This window comes from Clostridium sp. CM038 (assembly GCF_055081105.1).
Window position 1 is genome coordinate 430,040 of record NZ_CM143651.1, and the last position, 22,392, is coordinate 452,431.

At 31.1% G+C, this 22,392-nt stretch carries 21 protein-coding genes and 1 pseudogene; 19 read left to right on the forward strand and 3 right to left on the reverse strand.

Annotated elements, in window-relative coordinates; translation table 11 throughout:
- Window positions 1-239: 239 nt before the first annotated feature.
- Window positions 240-662 (reverse strand): VOC family protein, encoded by a 423-nt coding sequence (locus tag ACWJKS_RS01925; protein WP_165414319.1) that lies wholly within the window; start codon window positions 660-662, stop codon window positions 240-242.
- 229 nt (window positions 663-891) lie between these two features.
- Here ACWJKS_RS01925 and ACWJKS_RS01930 point away from each other — a divergent pair.
- Both ACWJKS_RS01930 and ACWJKS_RS01935 read left to right on the forward strand, forming a co-directional pair.
- A pseudogene (locus tag ACWJKS_RS01930) lies at window positions 892-1,170 on the forward strand (winged helix-turn-helix domain-containing protein); the annotation flags it as partial.
- A gap of 379 nt (window positions 1,171-1,549) precedes the next feature.
- On the forward strand, window positions 1,550-2,218 hold the full coding sequence (locus tag ACWJKS_RS01935) for a YczE/YyaS/YitT family protein (RefSeq protein WP_165414317.1): 669 nt from the start codon (window positions 1,550-1,552) through the stop codon (window positions 2,216-2,218).
- Between the two features lie 99 nt (window positions 2,219-2,317).
- Here the strand turns inward: ACWJKS_RS01935 and ACWJKS_RS01940 are convergent, their stop codons facing one another.
- Complete coding sequence (locus tag ACWJKS_RS01940) at window positions 2,318-3,133, reverse strand: polysaccharide deacetylase family protein (RefSeq protein WP_462960321.1); 816 nt, start codon at window positions 3,131-3,133, stop codon at window positions 2,318-2,320.
- A 184-nt stretch (window positions 3,134-3,317) separates the two neighbouring features.
- On the opposite strand from ACWJKS_RS01940, the gene ACWJKS_RS01945 reads away from it, so the two are divergent.
- The 5 genes from ACWJKS_RS01945 to ACWJKS_RS01965 all read left to right on the forward strand — a co-directional run bounded on the left by ACWJKS_RS01945 (window position 3,318) and on the right by ACWJKS_RS01965 (window position 7,383).
- The gene (locus ACWJKS_RS01945; protein ID WP_165414315.1) at window positions 3,318-3,701 is read left to right on the forward strand and encodes a YmaF family protein; all 384 of its coding nucleotides are present in this window, start codon (window positions 3,318-3,320) and stop codon (window positions 3,699-3,701) included.
- A gap of 329 nt (window positions 3,702-4,030) precedes the next feature.
- On the forward strand, window positions 4,031-4,606 hold the full coding sequence (locus tag ACWJKS_RS01950) for a response regulator transcription factor (protein ID WP_462961036.1): 576 nt from the start codon (window positions 4,031-4,033) through the stop codon (window positions 4,604-4,606).
- On the forward strand, window positions 4,587-5,672 hold the full coding sequence (locus ACWJKS_RS01955) for a histidine kinase dimerization/phospho-acceptor domain-containing protein (protein ID WP_462960322.1): 1,086 nt from the start codon (window positions 4,587-4,589) through the stop codon (window positions 5,670-5,672). The genes ACWJKS_RS01950 and ACWJKS_RS01955 overlap by 20 nt, the downstream gene beginning before the upstream one ends.
- An 11-nt stretch (window positions 5,673-5,683) precedes the next feature.
- On the forward strand, window positions 5,684-5,956 hold the full coding sequence (locus tag ACWJKS_RS01960; RefSeq protein WP_462961037.1) for an ATP-binding protein: 273 nt from the start codon (window positions 5,684-5,686) through the stop codon (window positions 5,954-5,956).
- Window positions 5,957-6,675: 719 nt separating this feature from the next.
- The gene (locus tag ACWJKS_RS01965; protein WP_462961038.1) at window positions 6,676-7,383 is read left to right on the forward strand and encodes a transposase; all 708 of its coding nucleotides are present in this window, start codon (window positions 6,676-6,678) and stop codon (window positions 7,381-7,383) included.
- 193 nt (window positions 7,384-7,576) lie between these two features.
- On the opposite strand, the gene ACWJKS_RS01970 is transcribed toward ACWJKS_RS01965, so the two are convergent.
- Window positions 7,577-9,112 (reverse strand): transposase, encoded by a 1,536-nt coding sequence (locus tag ACWJKS_RS01970; protein WP_462960323.1) that lies wholly within the window; start codon window positions 9,110-9,112, stop codon window positions 7,577-7,579.
- A gap of 250 nt (window positions 9,113-9,362) precedes the next feature.
- Here ACWJKS_RS01970 and ACWJKS_RS01975 point away from each other — a divergent pair, with 250 nt between their 5' ends.
- From ACWJKS_RS01975 to ACWJKS_RS02030, 12 genes are all read left to right on the forward strand, one after another.
- Complete coding sequence (locus ACWJKS_RS01975; RefSeq protein ID WP_462960324.1) at window positions 9,363-11,687, forward strand: glycoside hydrolase; 2,325 nt, start codon at window positions 9,363-9,365, stop codon at window positions 11,685-11,687.
- A 143-nt stretch (window positions 11,688-11,830) separates the two neighbouring features.
- A complete protein-coding gene (locus ACWJKS_RS01980) occupies window positions 11,831-12,658 on the forward strand; it encodes a metallophosphoesterase (RefSeq protein ID WP_462960325.1) in 828 nt (275 codons plus the stop codon).
- Between the two features lie 185 nt (window positions 12,659-12,843).
- On the forward strand, window positions 12,844-15,129 hold the full coding sequence (gene hypF / locus ACWJKS_RS01985; RefSeq protein ID WP_462960326.1) for a carbamoyltransferase HypF: 2,286 nt from the start codon (window positions 12,844-12,846) through the stop codon (window positions 15,127-15,129).
- An 86-nt stretch (window positions 15,130-15,215) separates the two neighbouring features.
- Entirely contained in the window at window positions 15,216-15,557 is a 342-nt protein-coding gene (gene hypA, locus ACWJKS_RS01990; RefSeq protein ID WP_216302233.1) for a hydrogenase maturation nickel metallochaperone HypA, read from the forward strand.
- Between the two features lie 2 nt (window positions 15,558-15,559).
- Window positions 15,560-16,228, forward strand: coding sequence for a hydrogenase nickel incorporation protein HypB (gene hypB / locus ACWJKS_RS01995; RefSeq protein WP_216302232.1), 669 nt, complete (start codon window positions 15,560-15,562; stop codon window positions 16,226-16,228).
- A 41-nt stretch (window positions 16,229-16,269) separates the two neighbouring features.
- Complete coding sequence (locus ACWJKS_RS02000; protein WP_216302231.1) at window positions 16,270-16,494, forward strand: HypC/HybG/HupF family hydrogenase formation chaperone; 225 nt, start codon at window positions 16,270-16,272, stop codon at window positions 16,492-16,494.
- On the forward strand, window positions 16,481-17,572 hold the full coding sequence (gene hypD, locus ACWJKS_RS02005) for a hydrogenase formation protein HypD (RefSeq protein ID WP_216302230.1): 1,092 nt from the start codon (window positions 16,481-16,483) through the stop codon (window positions 17,570-17,572). The genes ACWJKS_RS02000 and hypD overlap by 14 nt, the downstream gene beginning before the upstream one ends.
- A gap of 15 nt (window positions 17,573-17,587) precedes the next feature.
- On the forward strand, window positions 17,588-18,595 hold the full coding sequence (gene hypE / locus ACWJKS_RS02010; RefSeq protein WP_462960327.1) for a hydrogenase expression/formation protein HypE: 1,008 nt from the start codon (window positions 17,588-17,590) through the stop codon (window positions 18,593-18,595).
- A 135-nt stretch (window positions 18,596-18,730) separates the two neighbouring features.
- On the forward strand, window positions 18,731-19,564 hold the full coding sequence (locus tag ACWJKS_RS02015; protein WP_462960328.1) for a hydrogenase small subunit: 834 nt from the start codon (window positions 18,731-18,733) through the stop codon (window positions 19,562-19,564).
- Window positions 19,565-19,632: 68 nt separating this feature from the next.
- Window positions 19,633-21,033: a nickel-dependent hydrogenase large subunit gene (locus ACWJKS_RS02020; RefSeq protein WP_216302227.1), complete on the forward strand. Its 1,401-nt coding sequence runs from the start codon at window positions 19,633-19,635 to the stop codon at window positions 21,031-21,033.
- An 88-nt stretch (window positions 21,034-21,121) separates the two neighbouring features.
- Entirely contained in the window at window positions 21,122-21,790 is a 669-nt protein-coding gene (gene hypB, locus ACWJKS_RS02025) for a hydrogenase nickel incorporation protein HypB (RefSeq protein ID WP_216302226.1), read from the forward strand.
- A gap of 53 nt (window positions 21,791-21,843) precedes the next feature.
- Window positions 21,844-22,278 carry a hydrogenase maturation protease gene (locus ACWJKS_RS02030; protein WP_258280581.1) on the forward strand — a complete coding sequence of 145 codons (435 nt, stop codon included), beginning with the start codon at window positions 21,844-21,846 and terminating at the stop codon, window positions 22,276-22,278.
- Window positions 22,279-22,392 lie beyond the last annotated feature (114 nt).

A 22,392-nucleotide genomic window follows, 5' to 3' on the forward strand; every position in this document is an offset into this window, starting at 1 on the left:
TTTACTTTTTTATAAAAATAGATTATGACAAAGTTATACTAATATATAGAAAACGAGTTTAACGACATTTCAGAAAGAAAGTTGGGAGGGCAGCAATAAAGAGTGGTTTATTAATATGTGGGTGTAGTTTGTGGGGATTGGTACAAAAACATAAAATAAAATACTGCAAATCCATTTCTGAATAATACAGTATTTTATAGATTATTATCCGTTTATATAGTTGAAATGAATTCAAACAGTTACTTAATTCGTTTCAAAATCGGATGATCTTCTTTCATCTCAAGCAGATCCCACAGGTTCCCATATAAATCCTTAAATACTGCAACCATTCCATAAGATTGGTCTTTTGGTTCTCTCACAAATTCTATTCCTCTTGAAATCATTTCATTATAATCTCTCCAAAAATCATCAGTGTTTAAAAAAAGAAAAACTCTACCACCTGTCTGGTTACCTACAAATGAATCTTGCTCAGATTTAGATGCTTTTGCAAGTAATATTGTAGTACCGATCGATCCAGGTGGAGATACTACTACCCAACGTTTATCTTGTTCTGGCTGATAGGTATCTTCAATTAATGTAAAATTAAGTTTCTTCGTATAAAAGTCTATCGCCTCATCATAATCCTTCACAACTAGAGCTATGTAGATAATCGATTGAACCATTTTCTCAACTCCTAACTTCTCCTAATATTTTTATAATCATTTTATAATTAAAGTAATTATATCATGTTTACCAACATTTAAGTCATTAGAACTGTTTTTAGTTCCATTCCTACCTGTACCCCGGTAGCTTCATCAATTATATATTTGCAATAAAATTATGGGTGATGCCTCGGAAAAACTTGACTGAAATACATATAATATTTAGTATAGTAAATTAATGGATAAATAATCTTTTCAAGGACAAGTAAGCATTTTAGAAAGTGATGGAGCTGTTCTTAATTTAGGAGAGCTGACTTTTACATATAAAAATCATAAGTTGGATTTAAGTAAAAATGAGTTCAAGATATTACAGATTCTTTTAGAAAACAAAAACAAGGTTGTTTCCCGTGATGAGATTATGAGGAAGCTGTGGGAAAGTGATAGTTTTATTGATGATAATACTACTTTAACGGTTAATGTCACTAGATTTCGAAAAAGGCTAGAGGATATAGGGCTTAAAGATATTCTTAGTGGGATACAATTTAAACTGGATAAGCTACCAAAGGCTAAGACCTTAATAGAAAAAGACTACCAGAGTATTATTACAACTATATATAAGGAAAAATCAGAAGTATTATATAACTCTGATAATAAATTAAGTGAGATGGTTGATTATTATACAATGTGGACACATCAAATATACCGTAGACAAACGCCAACTAATTCTTTAACAATTTCAAAATATACTTAATATAACTATATTTTTCAAACAATTACATAAATAATATATACTTGTATATAAATTTGTATCATTGTATAATTAAAATTGACCTTTTAGGTAGTTTATAATAAAAATTTGAAAATATTATAGAGAGCAACTATAAAATATAAGGTAAAGGATGGAAAACATGACAAAAAAATTAAATCTAATTAAAAGACTAATCCTATTTTTTATAGGAATGAGTATAATACAGATCGGGGTAGCTTTGTTTTTAAAAACTAATATTGGTTCTGATCCGTTTACTTTATTCACTCAAGGATTAGCATTTTTATTAAAGAAAACACCTGGAAGCGCCAATATGATTATTTTATTTGTAGTGGTTTGTATAATACTTTTAGTTGAAAGAACGCGTATTAATATAGGAACAATTATATGCGTGGTGGGGGTAGGCCCCATTATGGATCTTGGAGTAAAGGCTGTTTCATTTTTTCCGATTGAATCTTTAAATATTGGTGTAAAAATACTTTTAGTTGTATTCGGCTGTGTTCTAATTGCAATTGGATTTTCTATACTTTCTGCAAGTAATCTAGGCGTTGCACCAAATGATATTATTCCATTTATAATAAAAGATAAAACTAATTTAGAATATCGTTGGGTTCGTATGAGCTTAGATGCTATCTTTTTAATAACAGGATTTACACTCGGTGGAGTATTTGGTATAGGTACAATAATATCTGCATTGTTAACAGGTCCATGCATACAATTTTGCCTTCCATATGGAGAAAAGTTAGTAAATGCGATTGTTAAAAATCAATCTGAACATAAAGAGGAAGAAAATGTATATGTGGAAGCTTAAATTTAATTATATTAATGGATAGTAAAAGAAAAGTTTTCTATAATGATGGCCGGGTAAAATAACAATAAAAACAACCATCTGGAGCCCAGATGGTTGTTTTTATTGAGATAAAGATTTATAATCAGCATTAGAAATTCCAGTTTTAAAGGCATTCAGGTCCTGAAAAGAACTTACATCTACCCTGTGTAAGGAAAGTAGACCATCATTTTTAGAGGACCAACTAGACGACTTACCATCAATGGTGAAAGCCATTTTGTAACCAACTTCGTTCACAGCCTCAATGGCACTTTTGTTGTACGCACCACCAGGGTAGGCAAAGAAGTTTATTTCTTTATTTAATATTTTTTCTAGATCTTTTTTAGATTGAATTAATGTTTCTAGTTGCTGGTCCTTAGAAAGTGATTTTAACTTATCATGATTTACGGTATGGCTTTCTATATCTACTCCGTATTTATCCATTTCTAAAAGCTGTTTGGATGTCATAAATTCATGATCTTTATCAATATGAGAAGTAATAACAAAAATTGCTGCTTTAAAATTATATTCTTTTAGAACAGGGAACATAGCAGTATAATTATTTTCATAGCCATCATCAAAAGTAAGGACTACAGATTTTTCAGGTAGAGGCTTCTGATTCATAAAGTACTTATATAAATCTGTAAGCGTTATAGTCTGGTAACCGTTATATTCTAGGTATTTCATTTGCTCCTTAAACGTTTCAATAGGAAGAGAATTGGAATCACTTTTTCCAGAGGTAATTGAGTGGTACATTAGGACTGGAATACTCTTACCGTAAGGTTTATTAACTGTGGACTCTTTCTTTGTTATGGGTATAGGTTTTGAAATAGATTTTGAACATCCAAGGATAGAGGTTAAAAAAATTAATATAAATATGAAACACAAATTTTTTTTCATATCGACCTCCTAAACGATTTATATTATAAATTATTATTTGTAATGTATAAAAAATTATACTAAATTATTTTAGGAGAGTATAGAGAGCGCTAGAAATAAAATACATAAGAATTTTTTTGCATTTAGTTCTTTTTTTAAATAAGATACATACAATAGTAACTGAAGATAAAAAGGAGTGATGTTAATGTCAAATATTGAAAATAACTGTGGTTGTGAAAAAAAGCATGAGGATAACTGTTGTAAAAAAGAAAAACAATTCCACGACCATGAATTCTTAGGAAGTACTAGATTAGCAGAATTAGATAGTGAGGATGCTCATAATCACAGATTTGCTGGAGTGTCAAGTCCTGCAATACCAGTTCAAGGTGGGCATGTGCATAAAGTTAAATCAAGAACAGATTTTTTTGACCACTTTCATGAATTTGAAGCAACTTCAGGTTTAGCAATACCTGTTGGCGGTGGTAGGCATGTTCATTTTGTAAAGGCTAGAACTAATGTCGTTGATGACCATTGCCATGAATTAATATTTGCTACACTTATAGAAGCTCCAATATTTGAAGAAGCTTAATAAAAGAACTGAGTTAAGTTAAGGAATTGCTGTAAAAGGCAGTGAATGCTAACATTGTTCCATATAACAAGGCTGCAATCCTTTAAAATAAGTTTAAAGGATTGCAGCCTTATTAATGCTTTGCTATGTTTTTTGAATATAACACGATATCAATTAGCAGAAGTTATAAATTTATAGAGAAAATACTTATAGTTGGGTATAATCTAAATAAAAACTATAATATTTAGTGGCTAAAAGGAGAGGTTTAATTGAATATACTAATTGCTGATGATGAGAAACAAATGGTAAAAATCCTTTCAGCTTATTTTCAATAAGAAGGGTTTAATGCAATTACAGCAAAGGATGGAGAGGAAGCCTTAGATATGTTTCATTTACATAAAATTGATTTAGCAATTTTGGATTGGATGATGCCAAAGGTTAGTGGAGTTGAGGCTTGTAAATATATTAAGGAAAATAGTAATACAAAGGTATTAATTTTAACTGCAAGAACACAAAATGAGGATGAAATTGAAGCATTAGATTGCGGAGCCGATGAATATATAAAAAAGCCTTTTGATCCTAGAATACTTTTAATGAGGGCGAAAAAGCTTATAAATTTTGATGATGAGATAAGTATTAATAATATAAAAATAAACACAGATGAGAAAAGGGTATATAATAATGGAGAAATATTAAAATTAACAAAAATAGAATATGATCTTTTGATTTCTTTTGTTAGAAATAGGGGGATTATTTTATCTAGAGATAAGCTAATAGATTTAGTTGGGGGAATGGATTATGATGGGGATCATAGAACGGTGGATACTCATATAAGAAGACTTCGAGCGAAAATAGGTGAGGATAGTATAAAAACCTATAGAAAAATTGGTTATAGTATGGAGGCGGATGAGAATCAAAATAAGTAAAAAGTTCACATTGTCTATAGCGTCAGTCACAATTTTTGTAACTATAATTTCTATGGTGATAAATGTATTTTTTATTGAAAGATTTTATATGTTTAAAAAGACGAGGGCATTAGACCAGATTTCTGAGCAAATAAACAGAAAAAAAACAGATTATATTTTTAAAAATATAGAGGAAATGGAAAAGAAAAATGATGTCACTATAGTTTATTCGGAGGCAAGTAGCGATATTAATAATATTAATGAGGATTTAATAACTAAATTTAGTTCGAATAAAATAAAGCTAAATAAATTTTGGCTTACGGAAGATACTCTAAGTAAGTTAAATAGTAAAAGTGTAAACAAGATATATGACCAAGGAGTAACAAAATATAAGGTACTAACAAAGTTTATAAAGATTGATAAGTATATATTTGCTATAGCGATGCCGCTACCATACATGGGAGAAACTATAGATATTATAAATAAGTTTAATATATATTTAAATATATTTTCTTTGATTTTAATTATAATTTTAGTTGGATTTTTTTCTAGAAAAATAATAAAACCATTAGAACTTATAAAAGAATTATCTAAGGATATTGCTAATTTAAACTTCAGGAAAGAAGAAATTAAAACAAATGATGAGATAGAAGAGCTTTCTATAAGTATAAATAGTATGAGCGAAAGCCTAGAGATGGCACATAAGGAAATTAATTTTCAAAATGAAAAGTTAAAGACTTTAATTTCAGATATGGCTCATGAGGTTAAAACTCCATTAGCTTTAATAAAGGCGTATGGACAGGGAATTGAGGATGGTTTAGATGATGGAACATATATGGGAATAATTAATGAGCAAATAGACCATATGGATAGTTTAGTAGAAAATCTTTTGTTTTTGTCAAAGCTTGAAAAAAAAGAATTAAAAAAAGTTAACTTTAGTTTGGAGAAAAAGTTTAGTAGTGTTTTAAAAAAATATAAACTACTTATAGATGAGGCTAACATAAATTTTATATCAAATATAAATAAAGATGAGGAATATATTGTTTATGGAGATGAGGAAGGCATTGATATTGTATTAATAATTTAATTACAAATGCTATAAAGCATACTAATAATAATGAGGTAGAAGTAGAAATAGTCAAAGAAGATAATAAAACAATGTTTTCTATAAAAAATGGATTAGAAGAAAGTAGTAAAGAAGATTTAGAAAATGTATGGACACCATTTTATGTGCTTGAAAAATCAAGAAGTAAGGAACTTTCGGGTACGGGATTAGGGTTATCTATAGTGAAAAAAATATTAGAAAAACATAATCTTGACTTTGGATTTAATGTAAAACAGAATAAGATTGAATTTTACATAATATTTTAAATAAAGTTTTTTGTAACATTGGCGTAACACTTCTATAGTATTTTTAGTATAGTCGGAAAACAATAACTATAAATGAGCAAAATTCATAACATATATTGGAATTAAGAAAAATGAGAATACAAATAGACATTTTCACCATCTTAAGGTATTATATTACTGCGAAGAAATATAACTAAAGGATGGATAAAAATTCCTACAGAAAATAATATACCATATGCTAAATCAATTAACAACTTTATTATAGAAATTAGAATAGTACTTTATTTGACATTGACACAATTTAAACATATTTGCGCATTCGTATTTGGGGCCGTAGGCCGTGGTTGCAATGGTAAAGTTAGTCGTATAACTGAAAACTGTTACAGTTCAACGCATAGAACTTCCGTAGGAAATTTTTTATCCAACAGTGCCTGGAATGAAGATTATGTTTTACGTGCATTACAAAAATTTGCAATTAAAAAAATATGGCAGTTATCAAAAGATACCAGTAAGCCTATTTATGTGATTATTGATGATACTATCTGTAAGAAAACAAAGCCTTCGTCACAGGCTAAAAATCCTATGGAGAAATGCCAATTTCATTTTTCTCACTTAGAAGGTAAACAAGTTTATGGTCATCAAGTCGTAGGCATTCTACTACAGTGTGGTGACGTAACAATACCGTATCAGTTAACGCCCTATGATAAAACTAGAATGAATTCAACAAAAAAGTTACTAAAATTGAAATTGTTATAAATGCAATTTCTTCATTACCAATGCCACCTAATAAAGGATTTATTTTAGCAGATAGTTGGTATAGTGCTGAGAAGATTATAAAAGCAGCTAAGTTAAGGGGTTTTGATTATATCGGAGCATTAAAAACTAATAGAATTATATATCCAAAATGTTGCCGCATGAGCCAGAAAATAAATGGTTTTGCTAAAATGATAAACAAAGAAGATTTTCACCTAGTTACAGTGAATACAAATTCTTACTATGTTTATCGGTATGAAGGTAGGATAAATGGATTTAAAAAAGTAGTTATATTAATAAGTTATCCCGAAAATGCAGTATATAATCAAAAGGCTTTAAAGTCTTTTATATCAACGGATACTAGTCTTACAATAGAAGAACTTCTTCATCAGTATACCGAACGTTGGACAATTAAAGTCTTTTTTCGCCAAAACAAAATGGAATTAGGACTAGATAATTATCAAGTGCGTAGCGAAAAAGCAATAAAAAGATTTTGGATTTTGACTCAGTTAACATATTATTATTGTACTTTTGGCGTATCCAAAACTCACTGCAAATTTGGAGAAGGTTTGAAAATAGCGCGTAAAAATTCTGTGAAAAATTTAATCGATTGGGTATATACACAATCTCAAAACGGAGTAAGCAAAGACGCTATTTGTGATGTTCTTAAGCTGTCACAGAGTAAATGTGCCTAGTTGATGTAAAATAATGGAGATGATTTTGCTCATTTATAGAACAATAATTAACAATTTCCATATTTAAGTATTAAAAGTGCTTATTTGAATGAAAAGTTATATTTGAATTAATTACGGACATGACAAAAAGACTTTTTTATACACTATTTTAAAAAAGCCGTAGGCTGGTTATTGAATTGAAATTTAATTTAAATTACGCAGCTATATTTTTAAGAGTTGGGAAAATATCGGCAAGGGCTATTAATCTTTCTGATGCCAAAGCATCTATGAAACAGCAAAATGCACCAAGAAATACCCTTGTTATTCTACACCCAACAGAATAAATAATTGCATCTTCAGCATGAAAATTGTTATTTATTCTATCCCAACATCTTTCAGTAGTTGAACGTCTTTTATAAAGAGATTTCCATTGTTTTGAACCTCTTAATATTGGAGTGAAATACCTTGGGTTGTCTAATGTTTTAGTGTAATAAGATTTATTGCTTTTCATAGGACATTTTTCACAGTTTTCACATTGAACTGGGAATAACCATTTATGTCTATATTGTTTACTAATAATTCCCCAATTACGAAGCTGATGTCCACAAACAGTTCCGTGTGGAATAGCATTCTTATCAAGTTTAACAAATTCACTATTTGATGAAGGTTTTGAAGAACGTGAATTTAAATCAATAATAGGATTTATTCCATAATGCATGCATAAAAGATAAAAAGCATTAGCATCATAAGCAGAATCTAAGGCTACAGAATGAAATTTAATTTCAGGATATAAATCCACAAGTTCTTTAAGTGCATAAACGCCAGTAACAGCATCATGGCGTGCCGCGCTAACAAATTTAATATGGATAGGTAGGCTGTAAAAGCTATCACAGGCAGTAAATCCGTGATAGGTATAACCATAGTAATAATGTTCATTAAAGCTATCCCAACCCCATCTAGCACTGGGGTCGGTAAACTTTCGATAACAGTCACAATGTTCTCCTGGTTTAAGTTTGCAATCACAAACTTTTTTACCGTAAGGCGAAGCCTGTGTTGGCATACAGGTTCCGTCGCCAGCAATATTTAGTTTAGAAGGATCGCCCAAAATACCCATTGATAAAGAAGGAATAACAAATAATTCTTTAAGTATGTTGTTCATTTTGGATTCGATTCTGTCAAGGAGCTTTGAATTATCATATTTTAAGATTCTTTTAACTAAACGGTCAACTACACCAGACTTGGAGTTATTCATCTTTTGGTTTTTCTTTTGTTTTTTACGTGGTTTACGTTTAATTTTACGCAGTTTGGATTTATTAAGGATCTTATCCTTATGAATCAGCCTATCCATAAAATCATAAAAAGTACCTACACCAGGAATTCGGTCAACATGTATGCCTTCGGCTTTAGATTCTGAATAGCAAGCGGGTATAAAGCCAGATAAAATTGAATAGAAAGGGTCTGAACGTAATGTTTTTACCCAAGATGATATACTAGTTTCTTTACAATAAGCCATGATAATAAGTGACCTGAGTAATGCTACCGCATCTTTGGGCGGAGCCCCTTGATTAGATTTAGAGTAAGTACTTTCTATTAGAGGGACAATTCCGGTTAGGTCGGTAGACCAGATTTTAGTTATTTGTGAACTACGCTCAAACAAAGTGATTTGTTGATTGGTTTGAATATAGAATTTTTCTAAAAATGTTTCAAGAAAATATTGATATTGAGAATGAGAAACCTTAACAGTTAACATAAAAACACTCCTCGCAAATGAAATAATGTAAAAAAATATACATATTTAATTTTGCGAATTTTTACTAGCTGTCAAGTCTTATTTCACAATGTTTAAGTAAAAAAGATTAAAAGTAATACGAATAGCTTAAATTTTCTAGGTTATTCGTACAATATGAGGCACCACGAATTTTTGAGCAAAATGAATCAAGAGTTAGCAGTACCTTAAGAGTTTCCGAGAGTGCACGTATTTTACTTATGAGGTGATTTAGTTGAAAAAAAGAATATCATTAGTTTTAGTAGCTATAACTGTAACAACATTATTTTCAGGTTGTAATAATAAAGCTATTTCAAGTAATAATAAAGTTAATCCAATTAATAACAAAATGAATGCTAAGGTTGAAAATTTAAATTTTAAGTTTAAAGTAGAACCTGTTACCTTTAAGGTAACGGTAGAATCTAATGGAATCACGGAAACAGTATCTGAGCCTTTAGAAAAAACGGAGGTATCAAACTTAAAGGATAATGGAAATAAAATATCTTGGAGTTATAAAAAGAAAAATATTGATGTAGAAATTCAAAAGAAAGATAAGTATTTAGATGTATCTATAAAATCTAGTAATAAGGATGGTGAAAATGAATTTTCATGGCCGAAAGTAACAGGAGAAGGATATATGCTTCCATTAAATGAGGGTAAGTATATTCCAAAGGATGATAAAGTCTGGAAAGACTATTTAAATGATAATGAAATGAAAACTTTAGAGTCTTTTTCTATGCAGTTTTTTGCAGCAAGCAAAAAGAATTATTCGTTATTATATATAATTAAAAATCCTTATAATAATGAAGTTAAATTTGATACTAAAGAAAATATTAAATTTACTTTTAATCATGAATATCCTTCAATAAATAAAAACAAAGATTATGGATTTAGAATTTATTTAACTAAGAATAATCCAGTAGATGTGGCTAAAACTTATAAAAATTTTATTGTGAAGCAAGGTAACTTTAAATCTCTAGAGGATAAGGCTAAGGATAATAAAAATATTGAAAAACTTTATGGAGCGCCACATGTTTATTTTTGGGATAGGTCGGCAATATCTGAGGAAAATATTAAATGGGATAAGATAAAAGGAAGCTTTCCAAAAGATCTAAAACTTTGGATGCAGGAGTTATTAAAAACAAAGGTTGAGGATGGTGGAGAGCTCGCTACTGCTTTTAATGATTTAGATTCTTCAGATTATGTTGATAAATATACAAAAAATAGAATTATAAAAGGTTTTAATTCTGTAATAGAGTTAAAGGAGTTTTATAATCCTAAGGTGTTTTCGAATTTAGATAAAAAAAGTAAAGAGTTAATAGATAAGGGAATAAATAAATTAAACCCAGTAGAATTAATAGATTTAAATAAAGGTTTATTAAAATCATCTTTGGGAGATGTAGCAGATCCTATTGAAAAATGGGCAGATGCTAATACTGTTAATGTACTTTACGATATGAAAAAGTCCGGTATTGATAAAATGTGGGTTGGATTAGACGACTTTCAAGAAGGCTTTTTAAAGCCAGAATTAGTTGAAAAAGCAAATGAATTGGGATATTTAATAGGTACTTATGATTCTTATCATTCAATTCATAAGCCAGGACAAGAAAAGTGGTCAACAGCGAAATTTTCTGATACATCACTTTATGAAAATGCTACTGTAACCAATAAAGAGGGCAAAAAGATAGAGGGGTTCCAAGGGTCTGGAAGAAAGTTAAATCCAACACTTGCTATGCCAAGTGTAAAAGATAGAGTTTCATCTATTTTAAAGACTGGTTTAAAGTATAATTCGTGGTTTTTAGATACAGATGCAACAGGAGAAGTGGTGGATGATTATTCTAAAGAGCATCCTACAACAGAAGCAGGAGATATAAAGGCAAGAATAGAAAGAATGGAATACCTTCAAAAACAGTTTAATATGGTAGTTGGAAGTGAAGGAGGAAATGATTTTGCAAGCAAATCTATAGCATTTGCTCATGGCATAGAAACACCATCTTTTTCATGGATGGATAAGGATATGAGTAAAAATAAGGATAGTAAATATTATGTGGGAGGATATTATTCAAGTAATGGAGGAGCGCCAGAGTTATTTTCAAAGCAGATACCTATAAAGGATAAGTATAAGAAGTTATTTATGGATACCGCATATACAATTCCACTATACAAGTTAGTTTATAATGATTCAGTTATTACTTCTCATTGGTGGGGCTGGGGTACATTAAAAATAAAAGATGAAGTAGAAAATAGAATGCTATATGAGGTTTTATATAATGTACCACCACTTTATCATATTGATAAAAATGAATGGAATAAGAATAAAGCCGTTATTGTAAAACATACAAAGGTATGGTCTGATTTTAGTAAAAAGGCAATTACTAAGGAAATGACAGATTTTAAGATTTTATCAAAGGATAGATTAGTCCAAATGACTAAATATGGAGAGGACTTAAAGGTAATAGCTAACTTTTCTAATAAGGAAGTTAATGTTGAAGGGGAAAAAATTGCCGCAAAATCTCTTATTATATTTGATGGAAACAATAAAATTAAATATACCCCATAAAGGACTAAGCTCTAGCTTATAAATTATATTTATAAGCTAGTTTTTTTGAATAAACAATAAAGATATGTAACCTTAATGTAACATAGAAGGGTTATATTAAGGTTAGAATAGTTTAAAACTAAGGATAAAGGATATGATAAAAAATGAAAGTGAAAAGAAAAATTACTATTTGGATAATATTATTTGTAAGCTTGTTAGGAGTATACATAACTTATATAGAAAGAAATTTATTAATTGTAAAAAGGCATAATGTTACAATTAATAAAAATGGGGATGAAAAGCTAAAGGTAGTGCAAATTACGGATATACATCTTGGAGAATTTTACAACTTAAATAAGCTAGAGAAGGTTGTCCAAAAAATTAATGGATTAGATGCCGATATAGTGGTATTTACAGGTGATCTAATAGATAATGCTTCAACATATAATGAGATTGACAATATAGCAGAGGTTCTTAAACAAATAAAATGTAAAATAGGTAAATATGCTATATATGGTAATCACGACTATGGTGGAGGGGCTGTTAGATACTATGAGGAGATAATGAATAAAGGTGGATTTAAGGTTTTGAAAAATGATGGGACAAGCATTGTGTTTAAGGATAAGCATATAAAAATTTTTGGAGCAGATGATGGGTTAATGGGAAATCATAGTGTAGATAAAACAATGAACGGAATTAACAATAAGTCTGTAAATTTATTATTGTTACATGAACCAGATTTAGTAGACAAATATAGTGATTATCCAGTTGATTTAGTTCTTAGTGGACATAGCCATGGTGGACAAGTATACATTCCTTTTTATGGTCCACTAAAGAAAAATGTATTATCAGAAAAATATACCAAGGGCCTTTATAAATTAGACAACCCTAGAGGAACAAAAATATATGTTAATAGTGGACTGGGAAATACAAAGGTGCCATTTAGATTGTTTAATATGCCACAAATTTCTCTTTTTAACTTGAAAATTTAATTTTAAAAATAGACTTAAATTAAATATCTATATTAATGATTTATAAAGCGTGGGAAGTATTAAACTATGCAGCAATATTTCGTATTTCAGGCTTTCTTTAGAATATTTTTGTTGAGCTTGAATATTATGAGTATTGAGTAGTAATTTTATATTCCGTAAATACAAAATATTAGAGGGTGTGTATTATGGATAAAAAGAGAAGCTTTATTGTGGTTGAGGGAATAGTACAAGGTGTAGGCTTTCGTCCATTTGTATATAATTTAGCAAAGGATTTTGAGTTAAAAGGGTGGGTGAATAATAACTCTGAAGGAGTTTATATAGATGTTGAGGGATGCTTGGAAGATATAAATAAATTAATGAAATGTCTCGAAAATAGTCCCCCACCTCTTGCTCGAATAGAAAAAATAACTATAAAAGATGATAAAGTACTAAATTATTCTAATTTCGAAATTAAAAAAAGTGAAAAGGGTGTAGATAGAATTACTTTTATATCGCCAGATATAGATACTTGTAGTGAGTGCACAGAAGATATACTAGATTCTAATAATAGGAGACGAGGGTATGCTTTTACTAATTGTACAAATTGTGGCCCCAGATTTTCTATAATCAAAGAGTTACCTTACGATAGAAATAAAACTACAATGAAAGAATTTAAAATGTGCAGGGAATGTAATAGTGAATATTTAGATCCTACAAATAGGAGATTTCACGCACAACCAAATGCCTGCAGGTCGTGTGGCCCAGAGCTTTGGATAGAGGATTTTAAAGGTAACAGATTAGATATACAAGATCCTATAAGTTTTGCTCAAAACATGCTTAAGGAAGGGAAAATATTTGCCATAAAAGGGCTAGGGGGTTTTCACCTTGCTTGTGATGGATTGAATAAAATTGCAGTGAATAACTTAAGGGAGAGAAAAAAAAGACCATTTAAGCCTCTTGCGCTTATGATAAAAGATATAGAAATAGTAAAAAAGTATTGCAGAGTAAGTGAGTTAGAAGAGAAAATGCTAACTGGAATAAAAAAACCAATTGTTATTTTGAATCAAAAGGAAAGCTGTGATTTACCTCAAAATATTGCACCTAATCAAAAAACAATGGGAGTAATGCTACCGTATACACCAATTCATATTTTATTGTTTTCAGAAAAACTTAAGGTGCTTATTATGACTAGTGCAAATGTTAATGGTCTACCTATAGAGTATAAAGACAGTTCTGCAAGATATGGTCTATCGGGTATTGTGGATTATTTTCTCATACATAATCGTGAAATACATGTCCCAGTTGATGATTCTGTATTAAAGGTTGTAGAGAAACAGCAGAGAATCATAAGGAGGGCTCGAGGATTTGTACCTGAACCATTTAAATGGACTAATATGAGAAATATATTAGCTTGTGGTCCCAACATGAAGAATACTTTTTGCATCAGTAAAGGCGGTTTTTTGTTTTTAAGCCAATTTAATGGCGACTTAGAAAATTTAGAAACCTATGAACACTATAAAAAAAATGTAGAGCATTTTAAAAAAATATTTTCTTTTTCTCCCCAATTTATAGTACACGATATGCATCCAGGATATATGTCAACTAAGTATGCTTTAGAATATGATTTGCCTAAGATTCCCGTGCAGCATCATCATGCGCACATAGTTAGTTGCATGTTTGAAAATAATTTAGAGAAAAGAGTTATTGGAGTTTGTTTTGATGGAACTGGGTATGGTACTGATGGAAAAATGTGGGGTGGAGAATTTCTGGTTTGTGACCGCCTTCAATTTGCAAGAGCTGCCCATCTTGATTATATAAAAATGCCGGGAGGAGAAAAAGCTATTAAAGAACCCTGGAGAATGGCAGTTTCTTCTCTTTATAAGTTTTTAAGTAGACAAAGAAGTAAAAAAGAGGTTAATGATATGATTTTTGAATTATATGGTATTAAGGCTATTAATCTAATTAATATTTTAAATTCAAACATTAATTGTATCGAGACATCAAGCATGGGTAGACTTTTTGATGTTATGGCAAATATAATTGGAATTACAGATATAGTTACCTATGAAGGACAGGCTGCTATTGAACTTGAAGCTATATCAGAAATGGATATTGAAGAATCATATACGTATAAAGTAATAGAACAGGATATGTATATTATAGAACCCTACGGAATGATTATTGAGGCAATAAAAGACAAAACAAAAGGCGTATCAGCTAAAATTATTGCTTCAAAATTTCAAAATACTATTGTTAATTTAACTGTAAGTATATGTGTACGAATTAGAGAAGACTCCGGCATAAATGAAGTTGTACTGAGTGGAGGGGTTTTTCAAAATTCTTTTTTACTTAAAAAAATATTTTTTAATCTAAAAAAGGATAATTTTCAAGTCTATACTCATAAGGACTTACCTTCTAATGATGGAGGGGTAGCAATTGGGCAGATAATTATAGCCAATGAAATAATTGAAAATAATTTAATGAAAAATTAAAAAAATGAGCATGCAAAAACATTTTAATCAAATATTTCACATATATATTAATGAAGAAGGAATTACAAATTAATTAGGAGATAAATATGCATGAAGTTTCTATAATTCAAAATGTTATTAAAATAGTAACAGATAAAGCAATTGAAAATAAATTAACTAAAGTTAACAAGGTATCGTTAAAAATAGGGGAGTTATCTGGTGTTATGCCAGAATGCTTAAACTTTGCATTCGAAATCTGTATAATGGATACAATGCTTGAAGGCTCAATTTTAGAAATAGAAAAAGTTAATGCAGTAGCCGAATGTAAGGATTGCAAACAGAAATTCCTAATTGACCATTTTAATAAACTTTGTCCATGCTGTAATAAATTTTGCTCTAGTATTATTAGTGGATATGAGCTTTATGTAAATACTATAGAAGGGGATTAAATATGAGTGAAATTAAGATAATTACTAATATACTTCAAAAAAATGATGAGATAACCTCGATAAATAAAAGATTACTAGGCGAAAGAGGGATCTATGTAATAAATCTAATGAGTTCACCTGGTTCAGGTAAGACGTCCTTACTTGAGAAAATAATAGCTAAGCTTAAAAACGATATAAATATTGCTGTAATTGAGGGGGATATTTATACTACTAAGGATGCTAAGAGAATAGAGGCTCAGGGTGTTCCAGTGGTTCAAATTAACACTTGTGGGGCGTGCCACCTTGACGGCGAAATGATAAAAAATGCATTAAATGCATTAAATCTTGATAAGATTGATTTGCTTGTAATAGAAAATGTAGGCAATCTAGTTTGCCCTGCAGAATTTGAAATTGGTGAAGATATAAAAATTTGTGTTTTGAGTACCACAGAAGGAAATGACAAACCTTTGAAATATCCACTAATGTTTGAAAAAAGTGGTGCAATCATTTTGAACAAACTAGATTTAATAGAATTTACTGATTTTGATAAAGAAGAGTTCTACAGAGATATAAAATCTTTAAATGCTAATGTGGATACATTTGAAACATCTTGTGTTAAAAATCAGGGTATAGATGAAATATGTTCATGGTTAATGAGGAAAATACAAAACAAAAAAATAAAGGTTAAATAAATAGAAAATACTTTTCAGTTAAAGAATAAGGAGGAACGAGGATGTGCCTAGCAGTTCCAGGAAAGGTTTTAAAAATAGACGAAAATAAAGGTGTTGTAGAGATTGGAAATATGAAAAGAGAAGTATTTATGCATCTTTTGCCAGATGTATCTGTGGGCGAATATGTACTTGTACATGCAGGTTGTGCAATACAAAAGGTAGACGAAGAAGAAGCAAAAATAACCTTGGATATTTTTAAGGAGCTTCTTGAAAATGAAGTTTGTTGATGAATTTAGAAACAATGAATACTCAAAAAAACTCGTAGAAAGGCTAAATAACATTTCGAGTAAAAAGATAAACATTATGGAGGTTTGTGGTACCCATACTATGGCTATATTCAGATATGGTATTAGGGACGTACTTCCTCCAAATGTAAATCTGATATCAGGCCCAGGTTGTCCTGTGTGCGTTACACCTCAGAGCTATATAGACACCGCACTGACACTTTCAGGTGAAAAGGATGTAATTATTGCAACTTTTGGAGATATGATGAGAGTACCCGGCAAAAAAGGTTCACTAAGTAAGAAAAAGGCAGAAGGTGCAGATGTAAGAATAGTATACTCACCAATGGATTGCCTTAATATGGCTTCACAAAACCCTTCTAAAAAGGTAGTATTTTTGTCAGTGGGATTTGAAACTACTGCGCCGATGACTGCGGTTACCGCTATAGAGGCTAAAAAAAATAACCTGAGCAATTTATTTTTCTTTACCTCCCACAAAATCGTTCCGCCTGTTATGGCGGCTTTAGTTCAAGATAAAGAATTAAAAATAGACGGATTTTTATTGCCAGGGCATGTTTGTGCAATTATCGGTACGAAACCATATGGATTTTTAAGCATGGATTATAATATTCCTGGAGTGGTTACGGGGTTTGAGCCTTTAGATATACTTCAAGGTTTGAATACACTAGTAAGCTTAATTAGCAAAAAGGATTATAGAATTGTGAATGAATATAAAAGAATAGTTAAAACTGAGGGTAATCCAAATGCTAAAGAATATTTAAATAAAGCTTTTAAAATTGTGGATAGTAGGTGGAGAGGAATTGGGGTAATACCCCAAAGTGGTCTGGAGTTTAATAGTAAGTACGAAGCTTTTGACGCACTTAAGCATTTCAAAATCAATTATGAAGAATACGATGGCAGTCCTGGCTGCAAATGTGGAGAAATACTTAAGGGCAAAATTAAACCAATGGATTGTCCGCTTTTCAAAAAACTCTGCAGCCCAGAAAATCCAGTTGGCTCCTGCATGGTTTCATCAGAAGGTACATGTGCAGCATATTATAGATACCACAAAGATATTAAATAACGGGAGGTCTTTCTAATGAGGGGCAATATAACCCTAAGTCACGGAAGTGGTGGGGTGCAATCAAATAAATTGATTAATGAAGTGTTTTTCAAATATTTTAATAATGATATTTTAGATCAGATGAATGATGCAGCTCAAGTAGATATAGATTTTGCAAGACTTGCTTTTACTACGGATTCTTTTGTAGTAAATCCAATATTTTTTAATGGGGGTAATATTGGTAAATTAGCAATTTGCGGTACTGTAAATGACCTAGCCGTAAGTGGAGCAAAGCCACTTTATCTAACAAGCGCTTTTATTATTGAAGAGGGTTTTTCTATTGGAAAATTAGAAGAAATTGTGAAGTCTATGGCAGAAGAAGCTAATAAAGCAGGTGTAAAAATTGTAGCTGGAGACACAAAAGTTGTAGAAAAAGGCAGTGTGGATGGGATTTTTATTAACACTTCTGGTATTGGAAGGATTTATGAAAATGTTAATATTAACTGTGCTAATGCAAGAGCGGGAGACTACGTCATAATAAATGGCACATTAGGAGACCATGGAATGACAATAATGTGTGAAAGAAATAAACTTGGTTTAGAAGGAAATTTAAAAAGTGATTGTGCCTGCCTTAATTCCTTAGTAGACACAATGCTTGAAGCATATGACGGAATCCATGTTGTTCGTGATGCTACAAGAGGTGGAGTCGCAGCAGTGCTTAATGAAATTAGTGAATTTAGCAATGTAACCATAGCTCTTGAAGAAAATAAATTGCCACTTAAAGACGAAGTAAAAGGTGCCACTGAGATGCTTGGATTGGATCCGTTATATATTGCTAATGAAGGAAAACTTTGTGCTTTTGTACCAGAATATTATGCTGAAAAGGTACTTAATGCGATGAGAAAGCATCCATTAGGTTCTGAAGCCGCAATTATCGGAAAAGTTACGCAGGAATTAGGGCAAAAAGTTTATTTAAATACAGTAGTAGGGGGAAAAAGAATAGTTGATATGCCATCTGGAATTCAGCTTCCAAGAATATGTTAAAGTTTACACAAGAAAGGTCAGGGATTATGTATCTCTGTCTTATTTATTTTGAGTATAATTATTTAGTGATTAATACCGCATAATGAAAAGATTATTTCAATATATATTAATGAAGGATAAATGGGAGGGAGTATTTTGCATGAAAGAAAACTTATAAAGAGTGCCATAGGTGAAATTCATAAAGGTGAAGCGAAAAAAATTAATTTTGTATGGATGGAGGCTAATGGTTGTATGGGGAATATAATTTCTTTTCTAAATGCAGACCAGCCAGATGTTCTTTATTTCCTACAAGAAATGGTTGATTTGAAATTTAGCCCTAGCCTTATGCAAGAAGAAGGCCAAGTTGCCTATGAAAAGTTCTTAGAGGTTTTAAATACAGATTTCATATTAGGGGTAGAAGGGGCACTAACTAATATGGATGAGGGATTCTATAATATATTTGCAACCTATAAGGGTAGGCGGATACCTACAGCAGAAGCTATTAATTTAGCAGCGCGGAAAGCAAAAGCAATAATAGCTATTGGAACTTGTGCTTCATTTGGAGGGATATCTGCAGCTAGACCTAATCCAACAGGGTGTAAAAGTCTAGGGGATTTCCTTGGACGTGAGGTAATAAATATTCCAGGCTGTCCAGCAAACCCTCTGTGGGTTATGGGAACTATAGCTAGTATTATTCTTTATAAAAAGATTGAAATAGATGAGAAAGGGCGACCAGTAATGTTTTTTAAAGAAAACAACCACACTAATTGCCCAAGACGCTCATATTTTGATAACAAAGTATATGCAGGGAAGCTAGGAGAAAAAGAGTGCATGATAAAGGTTGGATGTAAAGGGCCTATTACAAAAGCTTATTGTCCACTTGGATTATGGAATTCGAGAATCAATTGGCCAGTGGATGCTAATACGCCATGCATAGGTTGCGCTAGTGAATTTTTTCCGGATGGCACAGAACCTTTTATTAAGTATTGAGGGATGCTTAACAATTGAGGTAGATAACAATTGTTAGTTCAAATTTATTCCAGAGTGAGGTGATTGCGGTGACTACCAAAATAACTATAGACCCTATAACTAGAATTATGGGGCCTTTAAGCATAGAAGTAGAAATAAAAAAAAATAAAATAGTAGATGCTAAAAGCGGTGGGATTCAGTTTAGAGGCTTTGAAAAGATGTTAATAGGACGTCCCCCATTAGATGCAGTATATTTTACTGAAAGAATATGTGGTATATGTTCTACATCTCATGGGTTAGTAGCAAGTCTGGCATTAGAAGATGCGCTAAAGGTAACGCCAAATGAGAATGGAGTAAGAATCAGAAACTTTGCACATGGGGCGGAGTATCTTCAAAATATCATGAGGCAAATTTGTATTTTTGTATTCCCGGATTATGTGAATATAACAATGGCTCCAGGAAATTCAGACTATGATTTTAGACTTTCCGGCAAATACACAGAAAAAATCAATAAAGATTATGTGAAGGCGCTAGAGTGTAGCCGCCTTGCTCATGAAATTGTAGCTCTTATAGGGGGGAAAGCACCACATAATCATGGTGTATTTGTGGGTGGAACCACTGCAAACATGGATGCTTCTAAAATTATAAGACTGAAATCCATACTACAAACTATCAGTGAATTTATGTGTGAAAACATGGTTGATGATATAAATATTATAGCTCATTATTATCCGGAGTATTTTAAGATTGGTGGTGGGACAAGAAATCTTTTAAGCTATGGCTTATTTCATGATTTGCATAATAAAGAAATGCAGTATGTACAGCCTTCAAGTTATATTGACGGTGATATGGCTATGTTAGATGTAAAAGCAATAACAGAGAGTTCAGCATTTTCTTGGTATAAAGGTTCGATATCTAGTGAAGTTCCATCCAATTACCCATCTGAAACAGATATTAAAAAGCAGGGAGCCTATACATTTATCAAAGCGCCTAGGTATAAAGGTAAAGTTGTACAGGTTGGACCACTTGCCCGTATGATTTTATCAGGTTCCTATAAAAATAGTATATCCACAATGGATAGGCTTATGGCTAGAGTATTAGAGGGGAAGAAACTTTGTGAAAAAATGTTTATAATACTTGAGGAAGTAGAGCCTATACCAGCAGTACAGGAAAAATATATTATTCCAGAGAGTGCACAGGGAATAGGACTTTGTGATGCTGTTAGGGGAGCTCTCGGGCATTGGACTACTATAGAAAAAGGAATTATAAAAAATTGCGATATAGTTACTCCTACTGCTTGGAATCTTTCACCAATGGACGAGATTAGGCAGCATGGAGCTCTTGAGAGCGCTCTCATTGGCAGCGAAATTCAAAATCCTAAAAATCCTGTGGAGATAGGTCGTATAGTGCGCTCCTTTGATCCTTGCATATCTTGTGCCACCCATGTTAATACAGAATATGGTGAGCCTTATTATATAAATGTTACTTAAATACAATTGGAATACTGACTAGTTATTTTAAAAAAATATGTAAAAAGATATGAATTATATTTGTATACGATAGAAGGAGAATAGTGAAATGAGTGAAATAAATATTAGTATTAATATGGTTAATACTAATGAAGAAATCCATATGGAAAATAAAAACCTTTTCGATGAAGAGGGCATATTTGTTATAAATCTAATGAGCGCTCCAGGGTCTGGTAAAACATCTATACTTGAGAAGTTAATTCCAAAGCTTAAAGAAAACTTAAATATGGCGGTCATTGAAGGAGACTTATATACAACTAAAGATGCAGAGCGAATTGAAGCCCAGGGCGTTCCAGTAGTACAGATTAATACTGCGGGGCCCTGTTATTTAGATGGAGGAATGGTAAGAGAAGCATCATTGAACTTTGATTTAAGAGAGATAGATCTTATTATTATAGAGAATGTGGGGAGCATAGCATCTCCAGCTGAATTTGAAATTGGTGAGGATATAAAACTTTGCGTACTCAGCGTTACGGAAGGTAATGACAAGCCTTTAAAATATCCACTGATGTTTGAAAAAAGCACCGCGATAATTTTAAATAAAGTTGATTTAATTGGATTTACGGATTTTAAGGAAGGAGAGTTTTATAAAGATATTAAACTAATAAATGCTAAGGCAAAGATTTTTCAAACATCCTGCACCAAAAACCAGGGAATGGATGAACTAAGCGAATGGATTTTGAAACAAGCAAAGAAAAAAATAAGTAGGTACAAATAAAAAATTTAGGTTCTGGTTATATTAGGATTTTTTTTATGAGAGGTTGAGTTAATGTGGGTAAAAAGGTCATGGCTATAGGTAATAGGTTGATGATGGATGATGCAGTAGCAGTGCTTATTTTAGAAAAAATTAAAAACAACCTAGAGGATAAAGGTATTGAAACTATTATAGGAGAAACAGATGTAGAATTTTGTTTTTCAAAATTAAACCAGCGAGATATATTTTATATTATAGATTCAACATATTATGGAAGTTCACCAGGCACAGTAACTTTTAAAAGTTTGAATGATATAAAAAAAATTAGAGGGCAGAGTAGGTCTATTCACTCTTTAGGGTTATTGGACCTAGTAAATATGTACAAGATGGATATTAAGGGTTATTTTATAGGAATAGAAATTGACAATATAGATATAAATATTGGGTTAAGCCATATTTTACAGGCGCAAGTAGAATATATATCTAAGGAGATATTGAGCTTTATTATATAATCCTAATAAAGTAATTTCAGCTAATTTAAACATAATAATTCTTGAAATGATTGTTGAAGATATATTACAGTTTCACCGGTGATTCCAATTTTTACAATAATTAAAGAAAGAAAT